The organism is Serratia sp. CoH_134_PS_4 (genome assembly GCF_058190535.1).
The window spans coordinates 138,235-164,650 of sequence record NZ_JBXWKI010000004.1; the positions used below are offsets into that span (position 1 = coordinate 138,235).

Consider the following 26,416-nt stretch of genomic DNA (forward strand, 5'->3'; position numbering starts at 1 on the left):
GCTTTGTCTATGACACCAAAGTGGTATTAACAACAGTGACGCTCGAATCTGCAGGATACTCCACGAACCATGGCAAGCTGCCATCTGCATAGCGTTCAATAATTAAATGCACTTTCTTTCCACGAACAGCGGGTTTGACCTGTGGATTACCCATGATTTTCCAATCATTAACTCGTGAAAAACCCATGCCAAATAGTTTAATTGCGGAGTCGATAGCATCCGCCGTTTGTTGAATAACGAGATTTTGTGGCAGTAAGGTAACGTCGGCTGTGGTTTGCAAACAAACAGCCTTGCTGTTATTTACTATAAGGTTATCAATATTGGCATTAGACTCCATGATCACAACAGGAAGTGTATTCGTTGCCAATTGACTGTTGAAAATTAAACTGCCAATCGTAACAGGCTGTCTGATAACACAAAGCCGTTCAGCATTAGCATAATTACTGGCATATTCATTAACTCTAATCTCATCGATCACCAGACCATTCATCGCAATGTAGAGTGCCTGATTACCCGCAAGGCGTTCAAACTTTAACTTACCAATACGGCAATCTAACTGTATACCTGATGCGCTCAACCCCGGATGTATTTGGCATGACTTGATTGAAACGTCATCGATAACAGTACCCTTAGATCCATCGTGTAATTCAACACCTCTCAGGCATTTTCCTGCAGTAACATTTCGAACTCTATGTCCGCTGCCATCGGTATATACTGCCGGAGCTCCATTTAATATGGCGGAAGAATTAGGATTGTTAAGATAGTAGCAGTCGCCAATGCTAATATTTTCGCATAGATTGTTTTCCCCTGAAACAATAACACCACCCCCACCCCAGCTATTACAAGTGACATCAATAATATAACAGTCAGAAGTTGCAGCGCCATCTTGCCCAACGGCAAAAACAGACCCAGATAGATAACCAGGCTCGAACGTGCTTGCGGGTATACCTGCGCCAGCGATGCTAACTTTGGCTACAATATTTTTAGTCCCCTTCATTAAGAACCCATCACCCAGGCAATAGCCGCCAATGATATTACTCACAACATTATCTGAGTTATTAACCGTGAATAAATTATCCCTGCACTCATCTATATTCACATCAAAAGCGACGGAGTTGCCCATCAATACCATACCGTCACAGAATCCCCGCACAGTCATATGGTAAAAATAACTTTTATCCCCAGCAACAAAGCCGTTATGTGCAGACACCTGATGATAAACACTTTCACGCTTTACCCAGCCATATAACATACCGCCAAACATTTCCACGCCATGTAAATAATCATAGGCTTCAAGTGTAGAGGTTTGGTTGGCAAAAAATGGTTTCAGATGACCGGGTTTAGCCTTAATGGTTGCCCCATTAAGATTAATAACTTTCTTATTAGGCGTCCCATTTTTAATCCGCACGGTGTCGGACGTCATGTAGGTCGCACCCTGTTGGCAAACGGTGTCATACGCCGTCAAAAAAGCCGCGGTTAACGCACGGGTATCATCTGCAATACCATTCCCTCGCGCACCAAACATATTTGGTGATACCAGAGAGTGGCTGTTCAATACACGAATCCATGTCCACTGTGAATTAGGCTTTATATAAATACCTGCATCATCAATAAGGCCGGGATCATTAGATGCAATGAAAACCCCACCGCCAGATTGTAACTTATCTTCTCCGTGCCAATCAGGATAGTAAGAGACAACCTCGATGGACTCCCCAGCAGTGGCCGGGATAAGGGTTCGTAATGTTGCGATATCAGGGCAAGTATTCATAACAGAAAGCCTCTTAGTGAGTGAAGTCCTCATGGACATAGCAACAATAAGAGGTGTTTCAGCAGGGAAGAATGTAGATAGGTTGTATGACTGTTCAGCGGACAAAATCTCAGTAATCTAGCTGATAGTCACTGTTTCTTTTACCTTTTCTCTGTATGGCAGCACCCCGCCAGATTATTAATGATTGGGCAGTCTGCTCCGTCATCGCCTGGGCATTGATCCGCCAGCGCCAATAAACGCTGGCGCATCTCACCCAATTCGGCAATGTGCTTTTCAATATCCGCCACCTTTTGCAACGTGCGCGCTTTCACATCGGCGCTGTGACGGCCCGGATCGTTGAACAACCCGACCAGTTCGCCGCACTCGTCCAGGTTAAACCCCACCTGCCGCGCCTGGCGTAGCAACGTCAGCTCTTCGATGTGCTTCGGGCTGTAGCTGCGATACCCGTTATCGGTTCGGATTGGTGCAGTCACCAGGCCTTTTTCTTCATAAAAGCGAATTGCCTTGCTGGTTAAGCCGGTTTTATTTGCCACGTCGCTGATATTCATTCTTCCCCCTTGACCTTCCCCTTGCTGGAAGGTTTAAGCTTCATTCTTAGTGAAAACAGGTCAAGCGGTCAACCTTTAAACACCGCACTTGAGCGAGGGAATCGAATCATGTCACAAACTACCGTGCTGGCATTGCAGGGGCTAACCTGCATGAATTGCGCACAACGGGTGAAAAAAGCCCTGGAAAGCCGCAACGATGTTGAACAGGCAGAGGTTAATGTCCATTACGCCAAGGTCACTGGCGATGCGCCAAGTCAGGCACTGATTGATAGCGTGATTGCCGCCGGCTATCAGGCCGCTGTGGCGCAACAGGCAGATACCGAACTGCAGTTGAATGGCCTGAGCTGCATGCACTGCGCCGCCAGCACGCGCAAAGCGCTGGAAGCCGTGCCGGGTGTGATCGCCGCCGACGTCAGCATTGATAGCGCTAAGGTTTATGGCAATGCCGCTCCCGAGGCGCTGATCGCCGCGGTTGAGGACGCCGGATATCATGCCAGCGTTACCGGAGCCATCATCCCCCCAAAATCTGAGCCGTTGACTGAAACAGCGCCAACTTTGCCGGAAACCCAGGCAGCGGCCCCGCATTCCCTTCCGGTAACCCACAATGATGATGATGACAGCGTGCAGCTGCTGCTCAGCGGCATGAGCTGCGCCAGCTGCGTCAGTAAAGTTCAAAATGCGCTGCAGAACGTACCGGGCGTAGCGCAAGCACGCGTTAACTTGGCAGAGCGCAGTGCGTTAATCACTGGCAGTGCCGATCCGCAAACACTGGTCGCCGCAGTCGAAAAAGCCGGCTACGGCGCAGAAATGATCCAGGACGAAACCGAACGCCGCGAACGCCAACAGCAGACTGCGCAGGCTAACATGAAGCGCTTCCGTTGGCAGGCCGCGCTGGGGCTGGCGCTGGGTATTCCGTTGATGGCATGGGGGGTGTTCGGTGGCAGCATGTCGCTGACGCCGGAAACACAGCGCCCATGGTTGCTGGTCGGCCTCATAACCCTGGCCGTCATGGTGTTTGCCGGCGGGCACTTCTACCGTAATGCCTGGCGCGCGTTGATGAACGGCAGCGCGACCATGGACACGCTGGTGGCGCTGGGTACCGGTGCGGCCTGGTTATATTCGATCAGCGTAAACCTGTGGCCAGATTTCTTCCCAATGGCGGCGCGGCATCTGTATTACGAAGCCAGCGCCATGATCATCGGTTTGATTAATCTGGGTCATGCGCTGGAACAGCGCGCTCGCCAGCGTTCATCACAGGCGTTGGAACGGCTGTTGGATCTGACACCGCCGACGGCACGACAGGTAACCGAAGAGGGTGAGAAGAGTATTCCGTTAGCGCAAGTGCAGCTTGGTATGACATTGCGGCTGACTACCGGTGATCGTGTCCCGGTTGACGGTGAGATCATTCAAGGTGAAGTCTGGCTGGACGAAGCGATGCTGACCGGCGAGGCAGTCCCCCAGCAGAAAAGCATTGGCGACACCGTTCATGCCGGTACGGTAGTCGATGATGGCACCGTCTTGTTTCGAGCAGGCGCTATCGGCAGCAAAACCACACTGGCGCGCATCATTAAGTTGGTACGTCAGGCGCAAAGCAGCAAGCCAGAGATTGGCCAACTGGCGGACCGTATTTCTGCGGTATTCGTCCCCGCAGTCGTCGCCATCGCACTGTTGAGCGCCGCAATTTGGTACATCTTTGGCCCGCAGCCGCAATTGGTTTACACGCTGGTGATCGCCACCACGGTACTGATTATTGCCTGCCCTTGTGCGCTAGGGCTGGCAACGCCGATGTCGATTATCTCTGGCGTAGGACGCGCTGCGGAATTTGGCGTTCTGGTACGCGATGCCGATGCATTGCAGCAAGCCAGCCAGTTGGACACATTGGTCTTCGATAAGACCGGTACTCTGACAGAAGGCCAGCCACGCGTGGTGGAGATCCTCACCTTTGCCCCGATAAGCGAGCAACAGGCGGTGTCTTGGGCTGCCGCGTTGGAACAAGGTGCCAGCCACCCTTTGGCACGGGCCATTGTGGATCATGCCGGTGAACAAGCGTTGCCGCAGGTTGAGAAGTTCCGCACCCTGCGCGGCGCCGGCGTCAGTGGCGAAGTGGACGGCGTGAAGCTCCTGCTAGGCAATACGGCACTGCTGCAACAGCATCAGGTTGCGATCACCGCGGAGCTGGATACTCAGATGCAGCAACAAGCGGAACGCGGTATTACGCCAGTATTGCTGGCTGTCGACGGTAAACCCGCTGCGCTGATTGCCATCCGTGATCCCCTGCGTAACGACAGCGTTGAGGCGCTGCAGCGCTTGCATCGTCAGGGCTATCAACTGGTGATGCTGACCGGTGATAACCCGGTGACGGCTAACGCCATTGCCAAAGAGGCCGGTATCGACCAGGTCATTGCCGGTGTGCTTCCTGACGGTAAAGCCGAGGCCATTAAACGGTTGCAGGTACAGGGCCACCGGGTAGCCATGATCGGCGACGGCATCAACGATGCCCCGGCGCTGGCGCAGGCCGATGTCGGCATCGCAATGGGCAGTGGCAGCGATATCGCGATTGAAACCGCCGCCATCACCCTGATGCGTCACAGCCTGAACGGCGTTGCCGATGCGCTGGAACTGTCTAAAGCCACGCTGCGGAATATGAAGCAAAACCTGCTCGGGGCCTTTGTTTACAACACGCTCGGCATTCCTATTGCCGCCGGTGTCCTGTATCCGTTGACAGGTACCCTGCTCAGCCCGGTGGTCGCGGGTGCCGCGATGGCGTTGTCTTCTATCACCGTCGTCAGTAACGCCAACCGGTTGCTGCGTTTTAAACCCAAACGCTGAATGCCGACAGGGCGCAAATCACTGCGCCCCGTTTCCTTTGAGATAATTCCTTCACTCTTCAGGCTTTCTTGTATGCCGGTTAGCGTTTAGCATGGGGAAAATTCCCTTTCAAGCTGAAAGGCGAACAAGTTCTCCAGGAGTCACGTTGTATGGGTCAACTGTTACGTCGTATCGCTGCCTTTTTCGGTCTGATTTCCCCCATGACCTACGCTTACCCGGCACTCGACATCCGCTTGCCTGGCGATCGCCAGTTCCATTTGGTCGGCAGTATTCATATGGGCACGGTGGATATGGCCCCGCTGCCCGCTAAACTGGCCGCGCGCCTCAAGCAAGCAGATGCCTTGATTGTTGAAGCCGATATCACCGACTCCGCCTCTCCTTTTGACCACGTTGAACGGCAACCGGAACTTGAACAAAGACTCTCCGAACCCGAGTTCCAGCAGTTATTAACGCTATGCCAGGAATTGGGCACGGATGCAGAAGCATTCTCTACTCTGCCCGGCTGGCAAGTGGCGCTGATGATGCAGGCACGACAGGCTCAGCGGCTTGGCCTGCGTGCCGAGTACGGGGTGGATTATCAGTTATTGCAGGCCGCCAGGGCGCAGCATAAAAAGGTGATCGAGTTAGAAGGTGCACAGCAACAGTTGGCGATGCTGGAACAGTTACCGGAAGGCGGCATGGCGTTGTTGCGCGATACGTTGGAACACTGGCACACCAACGCCCGCCTGCTGCAAACCATGGTGAGTTGGTGGTTGGATGCAAAACCCAGAGGCGCACTGGAAACCCTGCCCGCTACGTTCAGCGCGGGTTTGTATGATGTGTTGATGCATCAGCGCAATCGCGACTGGCGACAAAAACTGGAGAGATTGCCGGCGGGTAATTACGTGGTAGCGGTAGGTGCGCTGCATTTGTACGGCGAAGATAACCTGCCAGCGATGCTGCAAGCAGAGTAAAAAAGTGGCCAATATCGCTACTGGCCAGTCAAAGAGGAATTTCTTGTATTTTAGTTATACGCATAGCAACCGTGTTAACGGTTACAATAGACAGGGTAGCAACCTAGTGAACATATTGGCAACCCGCTTTACGTAACAGTCTCTCAGGTTGCTGTTACCGTTATATTTTTGTAATTTTATTGCCTCGCCTTACAACTTCCCCTCAGGGGGAAAGAGGAAAATACCATGACGCCCGCAGTGATCCTGCTTGAGAAACAAAAGGTCGCATTTACCCTTCATCCGTACCATCACGACAGTGCAGAAACCCATTTCGGCGATGAAGCAGTACAGAAGCTTGGGCTGGATGCCGACCGCGTCTATAAAACGCTGCTGGTAGCACTGAATGGCGATGCCAAGCACCTGGCCGTCGCGGTTACCCCGGTCGCCACTCAATTAGATCTGAAAAAGGTCGCCCGTGCGCTGGGTGCGAAGAAAGCTGAAATGGCCGATCCGCTGTTGGCTCAGCGTGTTACAGGTTATTTGGTGGGGGGCATCAGCCCACTGGGGCAGAAAAAACGGCTGCCGACGGTAATCGACAGCCCTGCGCAGCAGTTCGCCACCATTTACGTCTCTGGCGGCAAACGCGGGTTGGATATCGAGCTAGCCGCAGAAGACCTGTGCCGATTACTTTCAGGTAGCTTCGCCGATATCGCCAAACGCGACTGAACAGCCGGGAACATCTGCCCCCAGCCCCCCGTGTAAGTCCCCCGTCTCATAGATATAACGATGAGACGGGGCGAGCGGGCACAGCCACCGAAAAGACAACGTTGACGATGAAGGGTAAAACTTACTGATAGACGATCTCACCCTTCGGCTCATACGCCGCCGCATCCAGCGGTGAGTGCTTCTCGATATATTGCTTCAGCACTTCAGCATCGATAAAACCGGTATTAACATAGCTCGGCAGGGTATCCAGCTTCGGATAGCCATCACCGCCCAACGCATTGAAGTTCAGGGTCGCCATGCGGTACGTTTTATCAGCCTGTAGCGGCTCACCGTTGATTTTGACATTGCTGACGCCCTGTTGGCCGTCCGCCGTCAAGCTGACATTGGCAAACTGCGCGTAGGCCCCGGAATCCACTTTCATATTGGCCACTACCGCCAGGTATTTTTCTACGTCGCTGCCTTTCATCTCGACGTAGACCAACGTATTGCCAAATGGCTGTACCTTAAGCACGTTCTTGTAGGTAATGTCGCCCCCCTCAATCGAGTCACGTACACCACCCCCACTCATCACCGCAAAGTCAGCTTCGGCACGTTCCATTTGCGCAGCCAGCAGCACGCGCGCCAGATTGGTCTGTACGAAACGCACCTTGCTGCGATCGCCCTCCAACTTGCCGTTCACGCTGCCAATTTTCACGTCCAGTTGTGCCTTGCCCTTCTCCTGGAACGGCGTCAGCAGCTTCATCATCGACGGATCTTCTGCGATCTGCTGGGTGTAATACACGCGTTCACTGGTACCGTCGGCTTTCTCTACCTTTTTCTTCAGGTTGACCGGGATCAGTTGATAATGCATCAGCTTCAGCTCGCCGTTACGGAACTGGAAATCGGCGCGGCCCACATACTTACCCCACTCATGCGCCTGCACGATCCAGGTGCCGTTCTGACGATCCGGCGAGCACGACGTGCCCGGCACATAATCCACCTGCTTGTGGTTCTCACTGGCCATGCAGACAGGATCCTGCGAGTGACCACCGACAATCATGTCCAGATAGCCGGCAGGCAGGCTGCGCGCCATTTCCACGTCGCCAGGTGCGTTGGAACCATGCTGACCGTCATCATAATGACCCATATGGGTCGCAGCGATAATCACGTCCGGCTTTTCGTCCTTACGCAATTGCTCGACCACCTGTTTGGCTTCCTGCGCTGGCACGCGGAACTCGATGTCGGTGAAATATTCCGGGTTACCAATCTTGGCTGTATCATCGGTCGTCAGGCCGATAACTGCGATCTTGATGCCCTGCTTATCAAATAAGGCATAGGGTTTAAATAAGCGTTGCTGGGTGCTTTTCTGATAAATGTTGGCCGACAACAGCGGGAAGGTCGCCCATTTTTCTTGTTGGCGCAATACGCTGAGTGGATTGTCGAATTCATGGTTGCCAATCGCCATCGCATCGTAGCCCACCAGATTCATGCCGCGAAAGTCCGGCTCGGCATCTTGCAGGTCTGACTCAGGTACACCGGTATTGATATCACCGCCCGACAGCAGTAGTAGACTCCCGCCTTTGGCTGCAACATCCTGGCGAATGCTGTCGACCAACGTCTTCTGCGCGCCCAAGCCATACTCACCGTGATCGTTCTGCCAAAAATGACCGTGGTGATCGTTGGTGTGCAAAATGGTGATGTCGTAGGTCTTATCCTTTTCCCAGGCGCTGGCGGCTCCCGACAGGAAAGTCAGGGACACAGCCAAGGCGCATGCGGTGGTCTTGAACGAAAAGCGCATGGCGGAACTCCATATGATTATTAACTGTTTTTTTGAGATGGACGAAAGTGTAGCGCGAAACGAAGGCAACTAATTTCAATTTTTTGCGATGTGCGTCAAATTATGTCGGATATGGCAAATATTGACCAACTTGCTAAGATATCTGCTCTGTCCTCTAAAACTTACCAGGCTAATAATAAAATGACCGACCGTAGCGATACTGCCATGCCACCGGCCAAAGGCAGCGCGGTTAAAGGGACTGCATTCTCGATTCTTGGTGCCATCAGCGTCTCTCACCTGCTTAACGATATGATTCAATCGCTGATCCTGGCGATTTACCCGATTCTACAAGCCGACTTCAGCCTCAGTTTCGTACAGATAGGTATGATTACACTGACCTATCAGCTAACGGCGTCTTTATTGCAACCCCTGATTGGCTACTACACGGATAAGCATCCGCAGCCGTATTCGCTGCCGATCGGCATGGGCTTTACCCTGTGCGGGTTACTGTTGCTGTCTGTCGCCAATACCTTCCCGCTGGTTCTGCTGGCAGCGGCACTGGTTGGCACCGGCTCTTCGGTGTTCCACCCGGAGTCCTCTCGCGTAGCACGCATGGCTTCCGGTGGTCGACATGGCCTGGCGCAGTCGCTGTTCCAGGTTGGCGGTAACTTTGGCAGTTCCCTTGGGCCACTGCTGGCAGCGTTGATTATCGCGCCTTATGGCAAGGGTAACGTCGCCTGGTTTTCATTAGCGGCACTGTTGGCTATCGTCGTGTTATTGCAGGTCAGCAAATGGTACCAGCTGCAGCATCGGGCAACAAAAGGTCAGCCTAAAACGGCCTCTTCAGTGAAACAGCTGCCAAAACGTACCGTTACCTATGCCATTGGCATTCTGCTGATACTTATTTTCTCCAAATACTTCTACCTGGCGAGCATAAGCAGCTATTACACCTTTTATTTGATGCATAAGTTCGGTGTTTCAGTGCAAAATGCCCAGTTCCATTTATTTGCATTCCTCTTCGCCGTGGCGGCAGGAACCATTATTGGCGGCCCTATAGGTGACAAGATAGGAAGAAAACGGGTCATTTGGGGCTCAATCCTCGGTGCAGCCCCCTTCACACTTGTTTTACCCTACGCATCACTCTATTGGACCGGCATTTTGACGGTGTTTATAGGAGTAATCCTCGCGTCAGCGTTCTCCGCCATTCTGGTTTATGCCCAAGAGCTTATTCCGGGTAAAGTCGGCATGGTTTCCGGTTTATTCTTCGGCTTTGCCTTTGGTATGGGCGGGTTAGGTGCGGCAGTTCTTGGTTATGTCGCAGATTTGACCAGCATCGAGTTAGTCTATCAAATATGTGCTTTCCTGCCGTTAATCGGCATTATCACTGCGTTACTGCCCAATATCGACCATAACTCGCAATAACCCTGCTTTAACACCGGTTGAATGCTGCCATTCAACCGGGTCTTCCTCAACACAAATCCATGTTATTTGACTTATTAAGTGTTAAATCCCCTCATTGGCTAGTAAAAGACGGAATCCTCTGCTTTTTCACAAAATAGCTCAATTTAGCTAAGCGCAACGCGAACAAATGCAATAAACTAAATGTATCTTTTCGTAACTTTGTTGCGTTTCCCCTCTGCTGCCATGCATAGCTAGAAGGAGTCTGGATGCATAATTCAACACCGTTAATCACCACCATTGTCGGAGGGTTAGTACTCGCCTTCCTCCTCGGTATGCTGGCGAATCGCCTGCGCATCTCCCCGCTGGTGGGGTACCTTGCCGCAGGTGTGCTCGCTGGCCCTTTTACCCCCGGTTTTGTTGCCGACACCTCGCTGGCACCGGAACTCGCGGAAATCGGCGTGATTCTGTTGATGTTCGGTGTTGGCCTCCATTTCTCTCTTAAAGACCTCCTCGCAGTAAAACATATTGCCATTCCCGGTGCGGTGGCACAGATTGCCGTCGCCACCTTGCTGGGTATGGGATTGTCGAAGCTGTTGGGCTGGGATTTGATTTCCGGTCTGGTGTTTGGTCTCTGTCTGTCCACAGCCAGTACCGTGGTGCTACTGCGGGCACTGGAGGAACGCCAGTTGATCGATAGCCAACGCGGGCAAATCGCCATCGGCTGGCTGATCGTCGAAGATCTGGCGATGGTGCTGACGCTGGTGTTACTGCCCGCGTTCGGCAATATGCTGGGCAATAACAACGCCAGCAGCGGCCAGTTGCTGATTGAACTGGCAATGACCATTGGTAAAGTTATCGCCTTTATCGCGCTGATGATTGTGGTTGGCCGTCGCCTGGTGCCGTGGATCCTGGCGAAAACCGCCAGTACTGGCTCCCGCGAGCTGTTTACCCTGGCCGTATTGGCGTTGGCACTCGGCATTGCCTATGGCGCAGTGAAACTGTTCGACGTTTCATTTGCACTGGGGGCATTCTTTGCCGGTATGGTGCTGAATGAGTCGGAGCTGAGCCATCGAGCGGCCCACGACACCTTACCGCTGCGCGATGCCTTTGCCGTCCTGTTCTTTGTGTCGGTCGGCATGCTGTTTGATCCAATGATTTTGATCAACGAGCCTCTGGCGGTATTGGCAACGCTGGCGATTATCGTGTTCGGTAAATCGCTAGCAGCCTTCCTGCTGGTGAAAATGTTCGGTCACTCCAAACGCACCGCGCTGACCATTTCTGCCAGCCTCGCACAAATCGGTGAGTTCGCCTTCATTCTGGCTGGCCTTGGGATCACGCTGGGCATGATGTCAGAACACGGTCGTAATTTGGTGCTGGCCGGGGCCATCTTGTCGATTATGTTGAATCCGTTACTGTTCACGCTACTCGAGCGTTATCTGGCCAAAACCGAAACCATTGAAGATCAGATACTGGAAGAAGCGGTAGAAGAAGAGAAGCAGATCCCGGTGGATATGTGCAACCACGCGCTAGTGGTGGGCTATGGCCGTGTTGGCAGCCTGCTGGGGGCCAAATTAGCCGAAGCGGGCATTCCGCTGGTGGTGATCGAAAATTCGCGCCCACGGGTTGAGGCACTCCGTGAACAAGGCATCAAAACGGTGCTGGGTAATGCCGCCAATCCAGAAATTATGGATCTGGCACGGCTCGACTGCGCACGTTGGTTATTGCTGACCATACCTAATGGTTACGAGGCCGGTGAAATCGTGGCCTCTGCGCGGACCAAACGGCCAAACATCGAAATTATCGCCCGTGCGCACTACGATGATGAAGTCGCGTATATCTCCGATCGCGGCGCAAATCAGGTGGTGATGGGTGAGCGGGAAATTGCCAACAGCATGCTGAATATCCTCAAGTTGGATACACTGACCGAAGAAGAGAAAATGGGCGGCTGTCCGATCTGATGTGACGGGTCATCGAGATAAAAAAGGTCCGGCATGCCGGACCTTTTGCTTTTTACCGTTCCCAGTAAGACTCTTCCAGGCTATCTTCCCGCTCTGGCAAGCCGCGCGTCAAACGTGGTGAGTGCTGGTTCAGCACCTGATAACTGACACGGTTAGCGTATTTACACACCTGCGCCAACGAAGAGTAGGTCAGATAACTGCGAACGTGCTTGCTGGAGTTAGGCACGTTATTACGGTGGTAACCGTTGGCCGCGATATCATGCAGCAGTGCCGACAAGGCCCCATCACCGGCACCGTTGGTGTTCATGATTTTCTCAGGCCCGCCCATGTATGGCGCGATATGCGAATAGATGCGGAACGGATTTTCACAGCTTTCCCGGCGCATGGCACGGCTGAACTCATAGCGGTTGAATTCGGCAATATGCCCCGGCAACAGCGGATGCTGGGTCTCCCGCTTATTGGACTCTTCGGTGTAACCCGCCATATACAAGCCATTTGGCCCCGCGGTGCACAGCACCAGATCCACCCATTCAAGCGCCATGTCAGAAGCGGTGAGTGGATCGCTCAACCCGGTCAACTCCAACGCTTCATCTTCGTTCATCGCCAGAATTGAGACGTGTTCTTTTAGGAAATCACGCCACCACTGTGGATTGTCGGCAATGACATACTTGGTTCCCAGCGTCAGTACGACAGGTACATCGTGCTTTTTGGCAAATTCGATCGCCTGCATGGTGGCAGCCGGCATCGGCTCACCTTCCTTGCAACGCACCAGGTAAGATGTCAGCACTAGCGCAGAAGCGCCGGCAATCACCTCTTCCTTCACGCTTTCCGGTCGCAGTTGGTTCATCTGCCCAGGGCTGATAGCAAAGGTACGCTCACCGCTTTCGCTAATCAGCGTAAAACAGCGGCCAATGGCACCGTCAACCGCCTGCAGGTGGTTAAGATCGGTACGGCTGGAGGTGTTGCACAGATAGCGATAGGCATAGCTGCCGATCTTGATGTTGCTGCACATCACGCCGAGCAGGACCGAACGGTCATCTGCCAGTACCGAATAGTTGTGCAGCGTATTGCCGATGGTGCCGCCGGCAAATTGATGGGTGATCAGATTGTTGTCGAGCAATTCCTGATACAGCGCTTCGGCGACGTCATCCTCAATCACCAGAGAGTGCCCCAGGCTCAGGCCATAGCGCTGGACGAAAGTGTCATCCACTTTTGCCTCAATATCCACCAGCGTCTGGTCGATACCGACGACATAAGAGGTGCTGATTTCATTTTCAGGTTGAACCTGCTGTAAAAGCGGATCGCGTGCGTTCACCGGAAAATAGTGTTTGGACTTACGTTTACCAGGAAATTTCATTTAATTGGCGGCAGTGGCAGTTAACAGGCAGAGAATGTTAGCACATTCCTGCCCGATTGATGATGGCTGTCACCATTTTGCGCATTGAGGATCAGAAGCGCTGTGCCACCAGTTGCTGCATCATATCAATATGCGCCGGATCGTCGTTCAGCGCAGAGATATACTCGAACTTCTCACCGCCGGCATGAAGGAAGATCTCGCGGTTTTGTTCCTTGATCTCCTCCAGCGTTTCCAGACAGTCCGCCGAGAAACCGGGGCAGATAAGCTGAATATGCTTAACGCCCTGCGCGGGTAAGCTCTTGAGCGTTTCATCGGTATAAGGCGTCAACCAGGGCTCGCGACCAAAGCGCGACTGGTAGGTCATCATTACCCGATCCGGCGCCAGCGGTAAGGTGGCCGTCAGCGCGCGCAAAGTGTCTTCGCAACGCTGCGGGTAATCGTCGCCCAGGCGCGCATAGCGCTTGGGAATACCGTGAAACGACAACACTAAACGATCCGGTTGACCATGCTCGGCGAACGAGCGTTCGACGCTTTCACGCAAAGCAGAAATGTAGGCCGGGTGTTCGGCATAGTCGCGGATAAAGCTGATCGACGGCAGGCGACGGTACCCCTTCAATATGCGGGCCACGCCGTCCCATACCGCTGCACTGGTGGAACAGGAGTATTGCGGGTATAACGGCAGCACCACCAGATTGGTTACCCCCTGCGCCAACAGCTTGTCTATCGACTCCCCAAGGCTCGGTGAGCCGTAGCTCATGCCCAATTCAACCGGCGTATTTGGCATACGAGCGGCCAGCGCACGCTGCTGACGACGGCTGTAGACCAGCAATGGTGAGCCTTCGTCCATCCAGACCGACTTATACAGCTTTGCCACCCGCGGCGAACGGATTGGCAGGATCGCACCGTTGAGGATCGGCCACCAGATCAGTGGGGCGGTATCCACAACGCGGTCGTCACTGAGGAATTCCTTCAGATAGCGTTTTACCGCCGACGAGGTCGGAGCATCCGGCGTGCCCAGGTTCACCAGCAATACCCCGTGTTTCTCTTGCTTCATCTCAGTTCCCCTTGATTCCTTGCAAGCTAACCCCCCGTTCTGGGTCAGGGGGTTAACGTCGATTAATGGCGCCTATTGTAACGGAAAAGCGCCTCGTCGGAACCGATATCAGCAACAGGCGTTGCCCATGATAAAGGGAATAGCAGTTAGCCCTGTGCCAAGCGCCAGACGGCGGCTACATTACGCGCAGTGACTTCCAGGTTATTGGCCGCCTCCGCCAATGCGTCCTCTAACGAGACGACACGATCGAGCACCGAAAAGGCCGCGTCAATGCCATGTTGGTGCACCACCTGATAATCTTTCGACAGGCTGCCGGCAATGCCGATCACCGGCAAACCATAACGCTTGGCTACCCTCGCAACGCCAATCGGCGTTTTACCGTGGATTGATTGGCTATCGAGCCGCCCTTCGCCGGTGATCACCAGATCGGCATCGCGCAATGCCTCGTCCAGCCCCAAGGTTTCAATCACGATCTCGATGCCCGGTCGCAGCCTGGCGTTGAGCATACCAAGCAATGCGGCCCCCATGCCGCCCGCCGCACCGGCCCCCGGCATATTGATCACCTCACGGCCGGTTGCTTGCTCCAGCAAGGTGCCGTAATGACGCAGCGCCGCGTCCAACTGCGCAACCATTTCTGGTGTTGCCCCCTTTTGCGGGCCAAACACTGCAGAGGCCCCATGCGCACCACACAGCGGATTATCTACATCACAGGCCGCGGTCACACTGACCTGCTGCAAACGTGGATCCATGGCTGAAAGATCGATATGCGCCAGCTGCGCCAGTGCCGCGCCGCCCGGTAGCAATAGATTTTGTTGATCATCCAGCAGCTTGGCACCCAGCGCCTGCATCATACCGGCGCCACCGTCGTTAGTGGCACTGCCGCCGATGCCAAGAATAATCGACTTCACACCGCGTTCTAGCGCTGCCAGTATCAGTTCACCGGTACCGTAGCTGGTGGTGATCCGTGGATCACGCTGCGCTTTGGGTGCCAGGTGCAGGCCAGAGGCCGCAGCCATCTCAATAACGGCGGTTTCCCCATCCCCCAGCAACCCGTAAAAAGCCTGTACCGGTTGGCCCAACGGACCCGTAACCTCAACCCTGACGATTTCCCCACCGGTAGCGGCGACCATTGAATCCACCGTACCTTCACCGCCGTCTGCCATCGGCAGCTTTACATACTGCACGTGAGGGTAGACTTGGCGGAACCCGCGCTCAATCGCCTCGGCCACCTCCAGCGCGCTCAGGCTCTCTTTAAACGAGTCCGGGGCAATAACCACTTTTTTCAGCGTTTTCATCAGTATTCCTTATCCCGCCAGATTAAATACGCCAAACATCAACGCCGAGACGGTTGCAATAGTGAAGCCGATCAAGGTTTCATACGGCAACAATTTCAACCGCTGATGCACCGCCATATTGACGCTGCCACCTGTGGCGTGGAAGAAACTGCCGTGTGGCAGATGGTCCAGCACTGTCGCACCGGCATGGATCATCGCCGCCCCAGCCAGACCACTGACGCCCAGTTCCAGTAATGTGCTGCTGAATACGCCAGATGCCACCGCGGTACCCGCCGTCGTCGACGCAGTCGCCATCGACATCAGTGCCCCCGACAGCGGCGCAAGCAGCCAGGCCGGCATACCGGTGTGGGTCAGCCCGTTAATCAATGCATCCTTCAGCGCCGAGTTGGCGATAATACCGGCCAGCGTGCCGGTACCGAGCAGCATAATTGCCACTGGAGCCATACGGGACAGCCCAGAAACCATAAACTGATTGCACTGGCGGATTCGCCCCATCAGCAATGCCCCCACCAGCCCCCCGGCCGGCAGCGCAATCAGCGGATCAATGGCGATGCCCGCAATGGGACGTAACGACAGCAATACAATGGCAACCAACGGCGCACTGATCGCCGCCGCAAAGCCCGGGCGAGACCCTTCGGCATGTTGAGTCAACTCCTCCGCCATCACCTTGTCACCCTTGTTACTCAAACGCCGGGCAAGCAGATAAGCCACCACCAACCCGCACAGGCCAGGCACGATACCGGCCATCATCACAGAGGTCAGCGGTACGTGGAAGTTGTCGGCAGCCGCAATGGTGTTTGGGTTTGGCGACATCACGTTACCGGCCTTACCCCCCCCGATCATCGCCAGCAAAATGGCGGCGCGTGATATCCCGGCCTTTTGAGCGATTGAAAGTGCGATGGGTGCCACAGTGATCACCGCTACGTCGATAAATACGCCGACCGCAGTCAGGATCAGTGTAGCCACCGCCAGGGCCAGCAGCGCACGGGTTTCTCCGACTTTACGAACGATAGTTTCAGCAATCGTGTGTGCAGCACCGGACTCAATCAGCACCCCGGCCAGCACACCGGCCGCCAGAATGCGCATCACGGCATTGGTGATGCCCTGAGCACCGGTAATCATCAGTGTCACGGTCTGCACCAGATCGGCGCCGCCGCATAACCCACCGGCCAATGCACCGGCAATCATGCCGTAGGCAGGTGGGACCTTGCGTAGAATCAGGACAATAGCGACGATCAATGCGACCAGTGCCCCAAGCGTGGATACCGTTGTCATTATTATTTTCCCCGTTGTTGGTGTGGGGAAAACATATCCTGAGCCTCAGGCATTAGCGTGAGAGAAAGCCACAAAAACGTGCGCGGCTGTCCGCCACAAAGTTGTGGCTTTACACAATTCAGTCGTGCATCAACATGCCGATATACAACTGCAACGCATCAGTTAACTGATTGATTTTTAGCCCCGTAATAGCCTCAATGCGCTGCAAGCGGTAGCGGAGTGTATTGACGTGAATATGAAGTTCGGCGGCGGTTTGCGTCTGATCACAATTCCGCGAAAAATAGTGCCGCAGGGTGCTACGCAATACCCCTTTTTCATCGCTGGCACCTAATACCTGCCAAGGCCGAGAAAGCTCTTGGGCACGCCAATCCTCACCTAAGTCACACAGTAATGAGGGCAACGGAAAATCTTGATAGAACAGCGTTTTATGGCGCAACTTCAGTCGCTGCGCCATCGCCTGCGTAGCGCGTGCCGTCAGATTTGAACGATGCAGCCCCGATTCACCGTTAAAAAAACCGCCGATGATCAGGCGCAGGTTAAAGCGCGATTGAAGCTGTGCCTGCAACTGCTGAGCCTGCTTGCGCTCCTGTTTCAAACTCCATTTGCCTTGCACCAGGCAGGCAGGCCGCAGCAGGATCATTTCATTGAAGCCCGTCATTGCGATCAGTGCTTCACGTTGGGTGTGTTCCAACTCTGTCAGCAGTTCACGCAGAAAATGCGGCTGGGGATCCTGCAATTCAACTATCCAGACAATACGCGGTTGTTGCAGATCCAACCCCAAATAGGCAGCCATCGCCTCCAGTGAGGCCGATGCCGGTTGCGGTTGCAGTAACTGATTCGCCAGTTCCTCGCGGTAGCGTTTTTCCCACTGGTTTTGATCCAGCAAAGCCGCCTGCTCCACCATCAGCTCCGCCGCCATTTTCACCAACTCGGCATAGGCACGCACCTGTGCCGGCTCACCGGAAATGCCGATCACTCCCACCTGCTGGCGACGAAAACTGAATGGCAGGTTGATGCCGGGCCGAACACCTTTCAAATGCGTAGCGGTCACCGCATCGATTTCCACCACGCGATCCTCTGTCAGTGCCAACACTGCGCCTTCATGGCGTTGAAACAGTCGTGAGGGATTGCCGGAAGCAATGATGACACCATTGCTGTCCATCACGTTGACGGAATGATTGATGATGCCCATCGCCCGCTGCACGATCTGGCGTGCGGTGGATTCTGCCAGCAAATTAGTGGGTCTGTGCATACCGGCTCCTGCTATGCATGGAAATGCTGGCAGTTATACGCCATTTTCCCGGCGTTATTAAAGATCGGTGCCGCAACAAGCCGTAGCGATCACACTTCGGCGGCAAAAGACAAAAAAAACGCCAGGCCTAAGGCCTGGCGTTACGCACAGCAATAAAAACCGATCAGCCGAGGATGGTCGCCAGTTCTGCGCTCACTTCGGTCACTTTACGGGTGCCGTCGATTTTACGGTATTGGGTGTTACCTGCTGCAGCTTCTTTGCTGTAATAGGAAATCAGCGGTGCAGTCATCTGATGATATTCCACCAGACGTTTACGTACGGTTTCTTCCTGATCGTCTTTACGTGTCGTCAGCTCTTCACCGGTCACGTCATCTTTACCTTCCACCTGCGGCGGATTGAATTTAACGTGATACACGCGGCCAGAAGGCGCATGTACGCGACGACCCACGATACGATCAACGATCAGTTCGTCTGGCACGTCAAATTCCAGCACGTAATCCACGTTGATACCGGCTTCTTTCATCGCGTCAGCCTGTGGAATAGTGCGTGGGAAACCGTCAAGCAGGAAGCCATTACGGCAATCTTCCTGGGTGATGCGTTCTTTAACCAGTGCAATTACCAGTTCATCGGTCACCAGCTTGCCGGCGTCCATGATCTCTTTCGCCTGCTTGCCCAGTTCACTGCCGGCCTTCACGGCTGCGCGCAACATATCACCAGTAGAGATTTGCGGAATACCGTATTTCTCCATGATGAATTGAGCCTGAGTACCTTTACCAGCGCCCGGAGCGCCCAGCAGAATGATACGCATTGCGTAAATCCCCTTGCTATTATTCCCTTCGTCTTTCAAACCGCAGCGTTGTTGGCTGCACACACTCATCCCAGCCACTTACCAAAGTAAGCTCCCGGGTCTCACGCGCTTGCCGCCTGGCCGCAAATTGAAATCTTTTGGGTATTAAGTTTTTATAAAATTGCGAAAACGCTCAACCATACCATTTCAGGGGGGGCTGGCTCAAGATACGCGAGGAAATCGATTGCGGAACACAGGGCGTAAAACAGAGGATAAAACGCGGAAAATCAGTGATAAAACAAAAAAATACGCCCCTAACACGCAGGTCAGGGGCGTATACAATCGGAATTATGCGGACAACAGCTTATTCATGCGGCGAATAAACTGGTTTGGATCTTCCAGTGTGCCACGTTCAGCCAGCAGCGCCTGATCCAGTAACAGGTCAATCCATTCAGCGAATTGTTCGTTATCACCCACGTCGGATGCGCGTTTGACCAGTGCATGCTCCGGATTCAGTTCGAAAATGTATTTCACGGCCGGTGCTTCCTGGCCGGCAGCGGCAAACAGTTTCGCCATCTGGGTGCTCATTTCGTCGGCATCGGTGATCACGATAGCCGGCGTATCCGTCAGGCGGTGCGTCAGGCGCACATCCTTCACACGATCCCCCAGCAGCGTTTTCACGCGATCAACAAACGGCTCCAACTGCTTCTCCGCGGCCTTCTGCTCTTCGGTTTCATCCGCCAGCTTGTCCAACGCCTCGTCCGCCTTGCTGACCGACTGGAACGGCTTACCGTCAAACTCGGTCAGGTAGCTCATCATCCATTCGTCAATGCGATCGGACAGCAGCAGCACTTCGATGCCTTTCTTACGGAACAGCTCCAGGTGCGGGCTGCTCTTGGCGGCAGCATAGCTGTCAGCAGTGATGTAATAGATCTTCTCCTGCCCTTCCGCCATCCGGCCAACGTATTCCTCCAGCGAAACGGTTTGCGCCGAGCTGTCGCCGTGAGTGGAGGCAAAACGCAGCAGTTTGGCAATGGCTTCTTTGTTGCCGCCATCTTCCGCTGGACCTTCTTTCAACACCAGACCGAACTGCTGCCAGAATTTTTGGTAGCCTTCGGCATCGTCTTTAGCCAGCTTTTCCAACATCTGTAATACGCGCTTGGTCAACGCACCGCGCAGGTTTTGCGTCACGCGGCTGTCTTGCAGAATTTCACGCGAAACGTTCAGCGGCAGATCGTTGGAATCTATCAAACCACGCACAAAACGCAGGTAATTCGGCATGAACTGCTCGGCGTCATCCATGATGAATACGCGCTGCACATACAGCTTCAAACCGTGCTTGTGATCGCGGTTCCACATATCCCAAGGTGCCTGTGCCGGGATATACAGCAGGCTGGTGTATTCCTGCTTACCTTCAACCCGGTTATGGCTCCAGCTCAGCGGATCGGTAAAGTCGTGCGCGATATGCTTGTAGAATTCTTTGTATTCTTCGTCGGTAACGTCAGCCTTGCTGCGGGTCCACAAAGCCTGCGCTTTGTTGATTTTTTCCCAGGTAACGGTGCCGTCTTCTTCGTTTTTGGTTTCAATCTCAACAGGCAGTGCGATGTGATCAGAGTATTTGCCGATCACCGAACGCAGACGCCAGGCATCGAGATATTCATCTTCGCCTTCGCGCAGATGCAGGGTGATCTCAGTTCCGCGATCTTCTTTGCTAATGTCAGCGATGGTGTAATCACCTTCACCAACGGACTCCCAGAACACGCCCTGATCGGCCGCGGCGCCGGCAGCGCGGGTGCGCACGGTCACTTTATCCGCCACGATGAACGCGGAGTAGAAGCCCACGCCGAACTGACCGATCAGTTGGCTGTCTTTAGCCTGATCAGAGCCGATAGACTCCAGGAAGGCCTTGGTACCTGATTTGGCAATAGTGCCGAGGTTCTCAATCACTTCTTCACGGCTCATACCAATGCCGTTATCAGCAATGGTCAGCGTACGCTTGTCTTTATCGAAGGACAGACGTACGCGCAGCTCGCCGTCACCTTCATACAGCTCAGGCGTAGACAACGCGCGGAAACGCAGTTTGTCGGCGGCGTCTGAGGCATTGGAGATCAGCTCGCGCAGGAAAATTTCTTTATTGGAGTACAGCGAATGAATCATCAAATGAAGCAGTTGTTTTACTTCAGACTGGAAACCACGGGTTTCTTGACCTTTCATACTCATTGATTACCTCAAAGACAATTTACCCGTCGCCTTTCAAGCCACAGCGTTGCTACCTGCACTCGCTGCAATTTGAAATTCATAGGGTATAACTAATAAAAGCGGACAATGAGGATCAAGTGGGGATAAGGGTGTTGTTTTTCAAGCGACTGGCGGGAAATTTTTGCAGAATAACTGGCGGGGCCGGATAGCCCCGTCAGAGGAAAACATCAATACTTAATGACGTGGCGACCTGCCAATGAATGTGACAGCGTGGTGCCGTCAACCATCTCAAGTTCGCCACCCACCGGCACGCCGTGGGCTATGCGGCTGGCAACCACACCATACTGACCACACATTTCGGCAATATAGTTGGCGGTCGCCTCGCCCTCCACCGTCGGGTTGGTGGCCAGGATCACTTCGGTAATGCTTTCTTTTTCCAGCCGTTGCTCCAGCCTGTCCAAACCAATATCGCCAGGCCCAATGCCGTCCATCGGCGACAAATGGCCCATCAGCACAAAGTAGCGGCCGGCGAACTGGCCGGTCTGCTCAATGGCGTGAATATCAGCCGGGCTTTCCACCACACAGATCTGGCCGTTTTGTTGACGGCGCGGATTGGCGCAGATGGTGCAAATATCTTGCTCGGTGAACGTGCGGCAATCGGCACAATGGCCAATTTCCGACATGGCACGGGTCAGCGCCTGCGCCAGGCGCATTCCGCCGCTGCGATCGCGCTGCAACAGCTGGAATGCCATACGCTGCGCCGATTTAGGGCCTACGCCCGGCAGGCAACGCAACGCCTCCATCAGTGTTTCAAGGAGCGGGCTGGTTTGCATCAGAACGGCATCTTAAAGCCAGGCGGCAGTTGCATGCCATTGGACACAGATGCCATCTTCTCTTTCTGGGTTTCGTCGATACGGCGTGCCGCATCGTTGATTGCCGCCGCGATCAGATCTTCCAGCATATCTTTGTCGTCTTCCATCAGGCTCGGATCGATCTCCACACGACGGCAGTTGTGCGCGCCATTGATGGTGACTTTCACCAGGCCAGCACCAGATTCACCCGTCACTTCCAATTTGGCGACTTCTTCCTGCATCTGCTGCATTTTTTCTTGCATTTGCTGGGCTTGCTTCATCAGGTTGCCCAGACCGCCTTTACCAAACATAGTCGTCTCTCGTCGCTAGGGCCGCGCACTTTACGCGGCGTTTAAATGGGGCGAATACTCTCTTCATCCAGATCCGCGTCAAAAAAACGACGCAGCGTCTGGATATTGGTATCCGCAACGATCGACTGACGCGCCTGCGCCAGTTTTTCTTCATAAATGGCTTGTCGCCACTCCAGCGGAGTCCGCTCCGCCGGATTATCGTCTTCCACCACGGTCAACTCAACCGGGCTGCCATACAGCTCGCTGAGCGCATCCGCCAGCACCTTCTGCGCCGAAGGCGAGTTCAGATGACGCTGTGACGACCGCAGATGGAGACAAATCTTACCCGGTTCCAGCCGTTGTTTAACCGCGTTTAATGCCAGTTGCTGTACCAGTTTCGGAATTTTTAGCTTATCGATTTCCGCTGCCCAGGCATCGCGCTCCAGCGACTCAACCACCAGCTTAGCTGACAGTTCGGGCGTTTTCTCATGCTCAAGCGCGGTGCGCAGCGCTTTTGGCGTCGCCAGCGGCTCAGGTTCGGCCTCCGGCTCGGTCAGTGCGCGCCAGCGATAAGCTTCCGGCTTGGCCGGTTTTTCATTTACGAGCTTTTCCGCCTGGCGCTGCTGGCTGCGCTCAGTCACGGAAGCTAACCGCTCCAGTGCTGAGTTTGCCGGCCGCGCTTTTCCTGGCGCTGCCGGCTCACTCTTTTTTGGTGTGGATGCTCCCTGCTGCCGTAACAGTTGGGTTCGCGCCTTTAATAATTGCGCGGTGGCATCCGGTAGATTTGCCGATTGATTGGTCTGTGGTGCAGCCTGCCCTAACGGCGGCGGCGCATCCTGAAACTGTGGTGCCTGAGCCAGTTGAGACTGCGGTTGTGCCATTTGCACGGGCGCCGTCTGCACCATTGCCACCGGCTCTGGAATCACCGCTTTCGGGTGAAACGCCAGCGCACGCAGTAAGGTCATTTCAACCCCCATACGGCGATCCGGTGCAAAAGCCAGCTCTTTACGCCCGACCAGCAGCGTTTGGTAATAAAGTTGCACGTCAGTCGGCGGCAAAGTACGCGCTAACTCACGCAGCCGCTGTTCGATAGCGGCGTAATGGTTGTCCAGCACTGATGGCAGCAGTTGCACCATCGCGATACGGTGCAGCAACACCAGGGTTTCGACGAGCAAATTCTCCCAATCGACCCCGCGCGAAGCGGCCTGCGCGACTTGTGCCATCACCTTTTCACCATCGGCGCTCACCAACGCTTCGAGAATAGCCAGTGGCTGTTCGTCGTCGAGTGTGCCAAGCATCTGGCTGACCGTGGCGGTGGTTACCTGCCCCTGCCCCATGGCAATCGCCTGGTCAGTGAGGCTCAATGCATCGCGCATGCTGCCGTCAGCGGCGCGCGCTAAAAGCTGCAATGCACGCTGATCGCTGGTGATATGTTCTGCCTGCAGTACCGTTTCCAACTGGCTGCGGATCTGATCGACATCCAACGCCTTGAGATGGAATTGCAGGCAACGTGACAGAATGGTCACCGGCAATTTTTGCGGATCTGTGGTTGCCAGCAGGAATTTGACATGCGCAGGCGGCTCTTCCAGCGTTTTCAACAGCGCATTAAAGCTGTGGCGCGAGAGCATGTGCACTTCGTCAATCAGGTAAACCTTGAAGCGACCACGAGCGGGTGCATACTGGACGTTATCGAGCAGATCGCGGGTATCTTCCACCTTGGTTCTGGACGCGGCATCAATCTCGATCAGATCGACAAAACGCCCCTGCTCAATCTCGCGGCAGTTATCGCATTGGCCGCACGGCGTGGCGGTGATGCCGGTTTCACAGTTCAGGCCTTTGGCCAGCAGGCGCGCAATGGTGGTTTTACCCACGCCACGCGTTCCCGAGAACAGATAGGCGTGATGAATCCGCCCCAGCGAGAGGCCGTTAGCCAGCGCAGTCAGGACGTGTTCCTGTCCGACAACATCTGCAAACGTTTGAGGGCGCCACTTACGGGCAAGAACCTGATAGCTCATTAATACCGGAAAAGTCGAGTAATCTGGAGGGTCATGCTAACACAGGCCCGCGCCGATCCGCGAGACCGTTTATCCCCTTCATCTTTCGTGCCATCGCGTTGTTAGCTTCAGGCCTCACTCCAGTCGCTTACTTGAGTAAGCGCTTGGAACTCACGCGCTTGCCGCCTGACGGTGACACGAAATCTTTCGGGGATATCAATTTTAGATCAGTGGCCGGCGAAATTGACCAGGCTGTAGCATTCAATACCCAAGCCATTCAAACGCGCTTCACCGCCAAGATCCGGCAGGTTGATAATGAATGCTGCGTCTTTAACTTCACCGCCCAGGCGGCGGATCAGTTTTGCCGTTGCCTCAATGGTGCCACCCGTCGCCAGCAGATCGTCAACCACCAGCACTTTATCACCTGCGTTGATAGCATCGGTGTGGATTTCCAGCTTGTCAGTACCGTATTCCAGCTCATAGCTTTCGCTGAGGGTCGCACGCGGTAGCTTGCCTGGTTTGCGTACGGGCACAAACCCCACGCCCAGCGCCAACGCAACAGGAGCGCCAAACAGGAAGCCACGCGCTTCGGTACCCACCACTTTGGTGACGCCCGCTTCGCGGAAGCGCTCAACCAGTAATTCAATACTGGCAGCATAGGCCAGCGGGTTTTCCAGCAGGCTGGTGACGTCACGGAACAGTATGCCCGGCTTAGGGTAATCCGGGATGGTTTTGATACTGTCTTTAATAAACTGAAGCTGCTGCGCAGTAGCGGTCATAATTATTGCCTGATAAAACTGCCTAATGACTTGCGCGCAGGTCGTCTTAAACCCAATCCCGCGATAAACAGGAAAAGGGGAGCACCCCGCGCACGAAAACGCCCAAATCTATGCAAACTGGCGGACAAATGCAACTGTCGCCTGCATCTTTCAAGCTGCAGCCGAAAAGCTACTGGCCATCATAAGCCATAATCAGCGCTGTTTTTGTTGCGACAGGTCAACAACAGGTAGACGCAGCATAAAGGCCAGCAGAATGGCCAACATCAATAACAATAATCCACGAACCCACCAGATTTTAACCAACCACAGCGAAACCGAAAAAGTCAGCACAATCACCAACACGGCCTTCCATTTCGCCCCCGGCGGCAATGCGCGATGCTGCTGCCAATGACGCAGGTAAGGCCCGAACCATGAACGGTACAGCAACCAAGAATGGAATCGCGGCGACGAACGTGCAAAACACCAAGCGGCCAGCAACAGGAACGGCGTCGTCGGTAACAACGGCAATACCAAGCCCAGCGTTGCCAACACCACCGCCAGCCAACCGAGGACAATCAATAACCAACGCGTCATGCCACCCCTTAGTGCTTCATCCTGTTGCCGCCTACTTTACCACCGGCATCTGCCGCATCGCCAGCCACTGCAGCCGGAATATGCGCGTGACGCTTGTTTCACGGCGTGATCGCGGGCAAGCTGAACCCAATCTCATTGTCATGGAGCCAACGTGAGCACTCAGCGTCTTTTACAGGTGTTAGAACAACAGATCACCGTACTCGCCGGTGAAATCACACCGCGCGGTGATGCCCCCATTCCGCAGGCACGCTTTGACACAGCGCTGTTTGCCAATCGCGGCACGCGTCTGCGCGATTACCTGACGGAAGTGCAAAAGAATTTTACGCAATTGCAGACCGCAGCCAACGACAATCGCACGACGCAGGTTGCCTTCTTGGCCGAGCGGCTGGTGGCGCAGATCACCGCTCTACAGCGTGAGCTGGCGACTCAGGCACTGCGCCGCAAGAATCAACCCAAGGAAGTGGCGGCAGTCGATTTGTACCACAAGCTGGCTGAGCATCAGGATTATGAGCGCCGAATCATTGCAATGATTCAAGATCGGGAAAGTCTTTTAGGAAGACAAACGACGTTGGCCGCACAGCAAAAATTACAGCATGAACTCGCGGCGCTGGAAGGTCGCTTGATGCGTTGTCGCCAAGCGTTGGCACGCATTGAACGCAGTATTGAGCGCAAAGAAAACGGTTTTTGAAGATTTATCACAATATTTTAATGATTATTCCCCTCTGAGGATCTTGTTCACTATACTCAGCCGAAGCGAAGCATCACTCATTCATCTCAATTAAACGTGGGTTT

At 54.2% G+C, this 26,416-nt stretch carries 21 protein-coding genes and 1 other annotated feature; of the genes, 6 read left to right on the forward strand and 15 right to left on the reverse strand.

Annotated elements, in window-relative coordinates; all coding sequences use genetic code 11:
* Positions 1–7: 7 nt before the first annotated feature.
* Positions 8–1,768, reverse strand: a complete 1,761-nt coding sequence (locus AC2FCQ_RS09020; protein WP_490308074.1) for a hypothetical protein — start codon at positions 1,766–1,768, stop codon at positions 8–10.
* Positions 1,769–1,908: 140 nt separating this feature from the next.
* Positions 1,909–2,316, reverse strand: coding sequence for a Cu(I)-responsive transcriptional regulator (gene cueR / locus AC2FCQ_RS09025; protein WP_490308075.1), 408 nt, complete (start codon positions 2,314–2,316; stop codon positions 1,909–1,911).
* 108 nt (positions 2,317–2,424) lie between these two features.
* On the opposite strand from cueR, the gene copA reads away from it, so the two are divergent.
* The 3 genes from copA to ybaK all read left to right on the forward strand — a co-directional run bounded on the left by copA (position 2,425) and on the right by ybaK (position 6,803).
* Positions 2,425–5,145 (forward strand): copper-exporting P-type ATPase CopA, encoded by a 2,721-nt coding sequence (gene copA, locus AC2FCQ_RS09030; RefSeq protein ID WP_490308076.1) that lies wholly within the window; start codon positions 2,425–2,427, stop codon positions 5,143–5,145.
* A gap of 149 nt (positions 5,146–5,294) precedes the next feature.
* Complete coding sequence (locus tag AC2FCQ_RS09035; protein WP_265554539.1) at positions 5,295–6,098, forward strand: TraB/GumN family protein; 804 nt, start codon at positions 5,295–5,297, stop codon at positions 6,096–6,098.
* A 225-nt stretch (positions 6,099–6,323) separates the two neighbouring features.
* On the forward strand, positions 6,324–6,803 hold the full coding sequence (gene ybaK / locus AC2FCQ_RS09040) for a Cys-tRNA(Pro)/Cys-tRNA(Cys) deacylase YbaK (RefSeq protein WP_209636462.1): 480 nt from the start codon (positions 6,324–6,326) through the stop codon (positions 6,801–6,803).
* Positions 6,804–6,924: 121 nt separating this feature from the next.
* On the opposite strand, the gene ushA is transcribed toward ybaK, so the two are convergent.
* Positions 6,925–8,580, reverse strand: a complete 1,656-nt coding sequence (ushA, locus tag AC2FCQ_RS09045) for a bifunctional UDP-sugar hydrolase/5'-nucleotidase UshA (protein ID WP_265554543.1) — start codon at positions 8,578–8,580, stop codon at positions 6,925–6,927.
* Positions 8,581–8,760: 180 nt separating this feature from the next.
* Between ushA and AC2FCQ_RS09050 the strand changes: the two genes are divergently transcribed.
* Positions 8,761–9,981 (forward strand): MFS transporter, encoded by a 1,221-nt coding sequence (locus AC2FCQ_RS09050; protein WP_209636466.1) that lies wholly within the window; start codon positions 8,761–8,763, stop codon positions 9,979–9,981.
* 245 nt (positions 9,982–10,226) lie between these two features.
* Entirely contained in the window at positions 10,227–11,918 is a 1,692-nt protein-coding gene (ybaL, locus tag AC2FCQ_RS09055) for a YbaL family putative K(+) efflux transporter (RefSeq protein ID WP_209636468.1), read from the forward strand.
* A 52-nt stretch (positions 11,919–11,970) separates the two neighbouring features.
* Here the strand turns inward: ybaL and AC2FCQ_RS09060 are convergent, their stop codons facing one another.
* From AC2FCQ_RS09060 to AC2FCQ_RS09115, 12 genes are all read right to left on the reverse strand, one after another.
* Positions 11,971–13,275 (reverse strand): inosine/guanosine kinase, encoded by a 1,305-nt coding sequence (locus AC2FCQ_RS09060; RefSeq protein ID WP_209636470.1) that lies wholly within the window; start codon positions 13,273–13,275, stop codon positions 11,971–11,973.
* A 91-nt stretch (positions 13,276–13,366) separates the two neighbouring features.
* Complete coding sequence (hemH, locus tag AC2FCQ_RS09065; protein WP_209636472.1) at positions 13,367–14,329, reverse strand: ferrochelatase; 963 nt, start codon at positions 14,327–14,329, stop codon at positions 13,367–13,369.
* Between the two features lie 146 nt (positions 14,330–14,475).
* Positions 14,476–15,624 (reverse strand): glycerate kinase, encoded by a 1,149-nt coding sequence (locus AC2FCQ_RS09070; protein ID WP_490308077.1) that lies wholly within the window; start codon positions 15,622–15,624, stop codon positions 14,476–14,478.
* Between the two features lie 9 nt (positions 15,625–15,633).
* On the reverse strand, positions 15,634–16,899 hold the full coding sequence (locus AC2FCQ_RS09075; protein ID WP_209636477.1) for a GntP family permease: 1,266 nt from the start codon (positions 16,897–16,899) through the stop codon (positions 15,634–15,636).
* A 118-nt stretch (positions 16,900–17,017) separates the two neighbouring features.
* Positions 17,018–18,151, reverse strand: a complete 1,134-nt coding sequence (locus AC2FCQ_RS09080) for a sugar diacid recognition domain-containing protein (RefSeq protein WP_209636479.1) — start codon at positions 18,149–18,151, stop codon at positions 17,018–17,020.
* A gap of 163 nt (positions 18,152–18,314) precedes the next feature.
* Positions 18,315–18,959, reverse strand: a complete 645-nt coding sequence (gene adk / locus AC2FCQ_RS09085) for an adenylate kinase (protein ID WP_209636911.1) — start codon at positions 18,957–18,959, stop codon at positions 18,315–18,317.
* 327 nt (positions 18,960–19,286) lie between these two features.
* The gene (gene htpG / locus AC2FCQ_RS09090; RefSeq protein ID WP_400768424.1) at positions 19,287–21,152 is read right to left on the reverse strand and encodes a molecular chaperone HtpG; all 1,866 of its coding nucleotides are present in this window, start codon (positions 21,150–21,152) and stop codon (positions 19,287–19,289) included.
* A 212-nt stretch (positions 21,153–21,364) separates the two neighbouring features.
* A complete protein-coding gene (gene recR / locus AC2FCQ_RS09095) occupies positions 21,365–21,970 on the reverse strand; it encodes a recombination mediator RecR (RefSeq protein ID WP_209636481.1) in 606 nt (201 codons plus the stop codon).
* Entirely contained in the window at positions 21,970–22,299 is a 330-nt protein-coding gene (locus AC2FCQ_RS09100; protein ID WP_012005575.1) for a YbaB/EbfC family nucleoid-associated protein, read from the reverse strand. Before AC2FCQ_RS09100 ends, recR begins: the two co-directional genes overlap by 1 nt.
* A gap of 41 nt (positions 22,300–22,340) precedes the next feature.
* The gene (gene dnaX, locus AC2FCQ_RS09105) at positions 22,341–24,293 is read right to left on the reverse strand and encodes a DNA polymerase III subunit gamma/tau (protein ID WP_490308078.1); all 1,953 of its coding nucleotides are present in this window, start codon (positions 24,291–24,293) and stop codon (positions 22,341–22,343) included.
* Positions 22,944–23,008, reverse strand: a sequence feature (DnaX frameshifting element). (Overlaps the previous gene by 65 nt.)
* A 206-nt stretch (positions 24,294–24,499) precedes the next feature.
* Positions 24,500–25,051: an adenine phosphoribosyltransferase gene (apt, locus tag AC2FCQ_RS09110; RefSeq protein WP_037425226.1), complete on the reverse strand. Its 552-nt coding sequence runs from the start codon at positions 25,049–25,051 to the stop codon at positions 24,500–24,502.
* A gap of 192 nt (positions 25,052–25,243) precedes the next feature.
* Entirely contained in the window at positions 25,244–25,624 is a 381-nt protein-coding gene (locus tag AC2FCQ_RS09115; protein ID WP_490308079.1) for a DUF454 family protein, read from the reverse strand.
* Between the two features lie 151 nt (positions 25,625–25,775).
* Here AC2FCQ_RS09115 and priC point away from each other — a divergent pair, with 151 nt between their 5' ends.
* Positions 25,776–26,312 carry a primosomal replication protein PriC gene (gene priC / locus AC2FCQ_RS09120; RefSeq protein WP_209636488.1) on the forward strand — a complete coding sequence of 179 codons (537 nt, stop codon included), beginning with the start codon at positions 25,776–25,778 and terminating at the stop codon, positions 26,310–26,312.
* Positions 26,313–26,416: the final 104 nt, after the last annotated feature.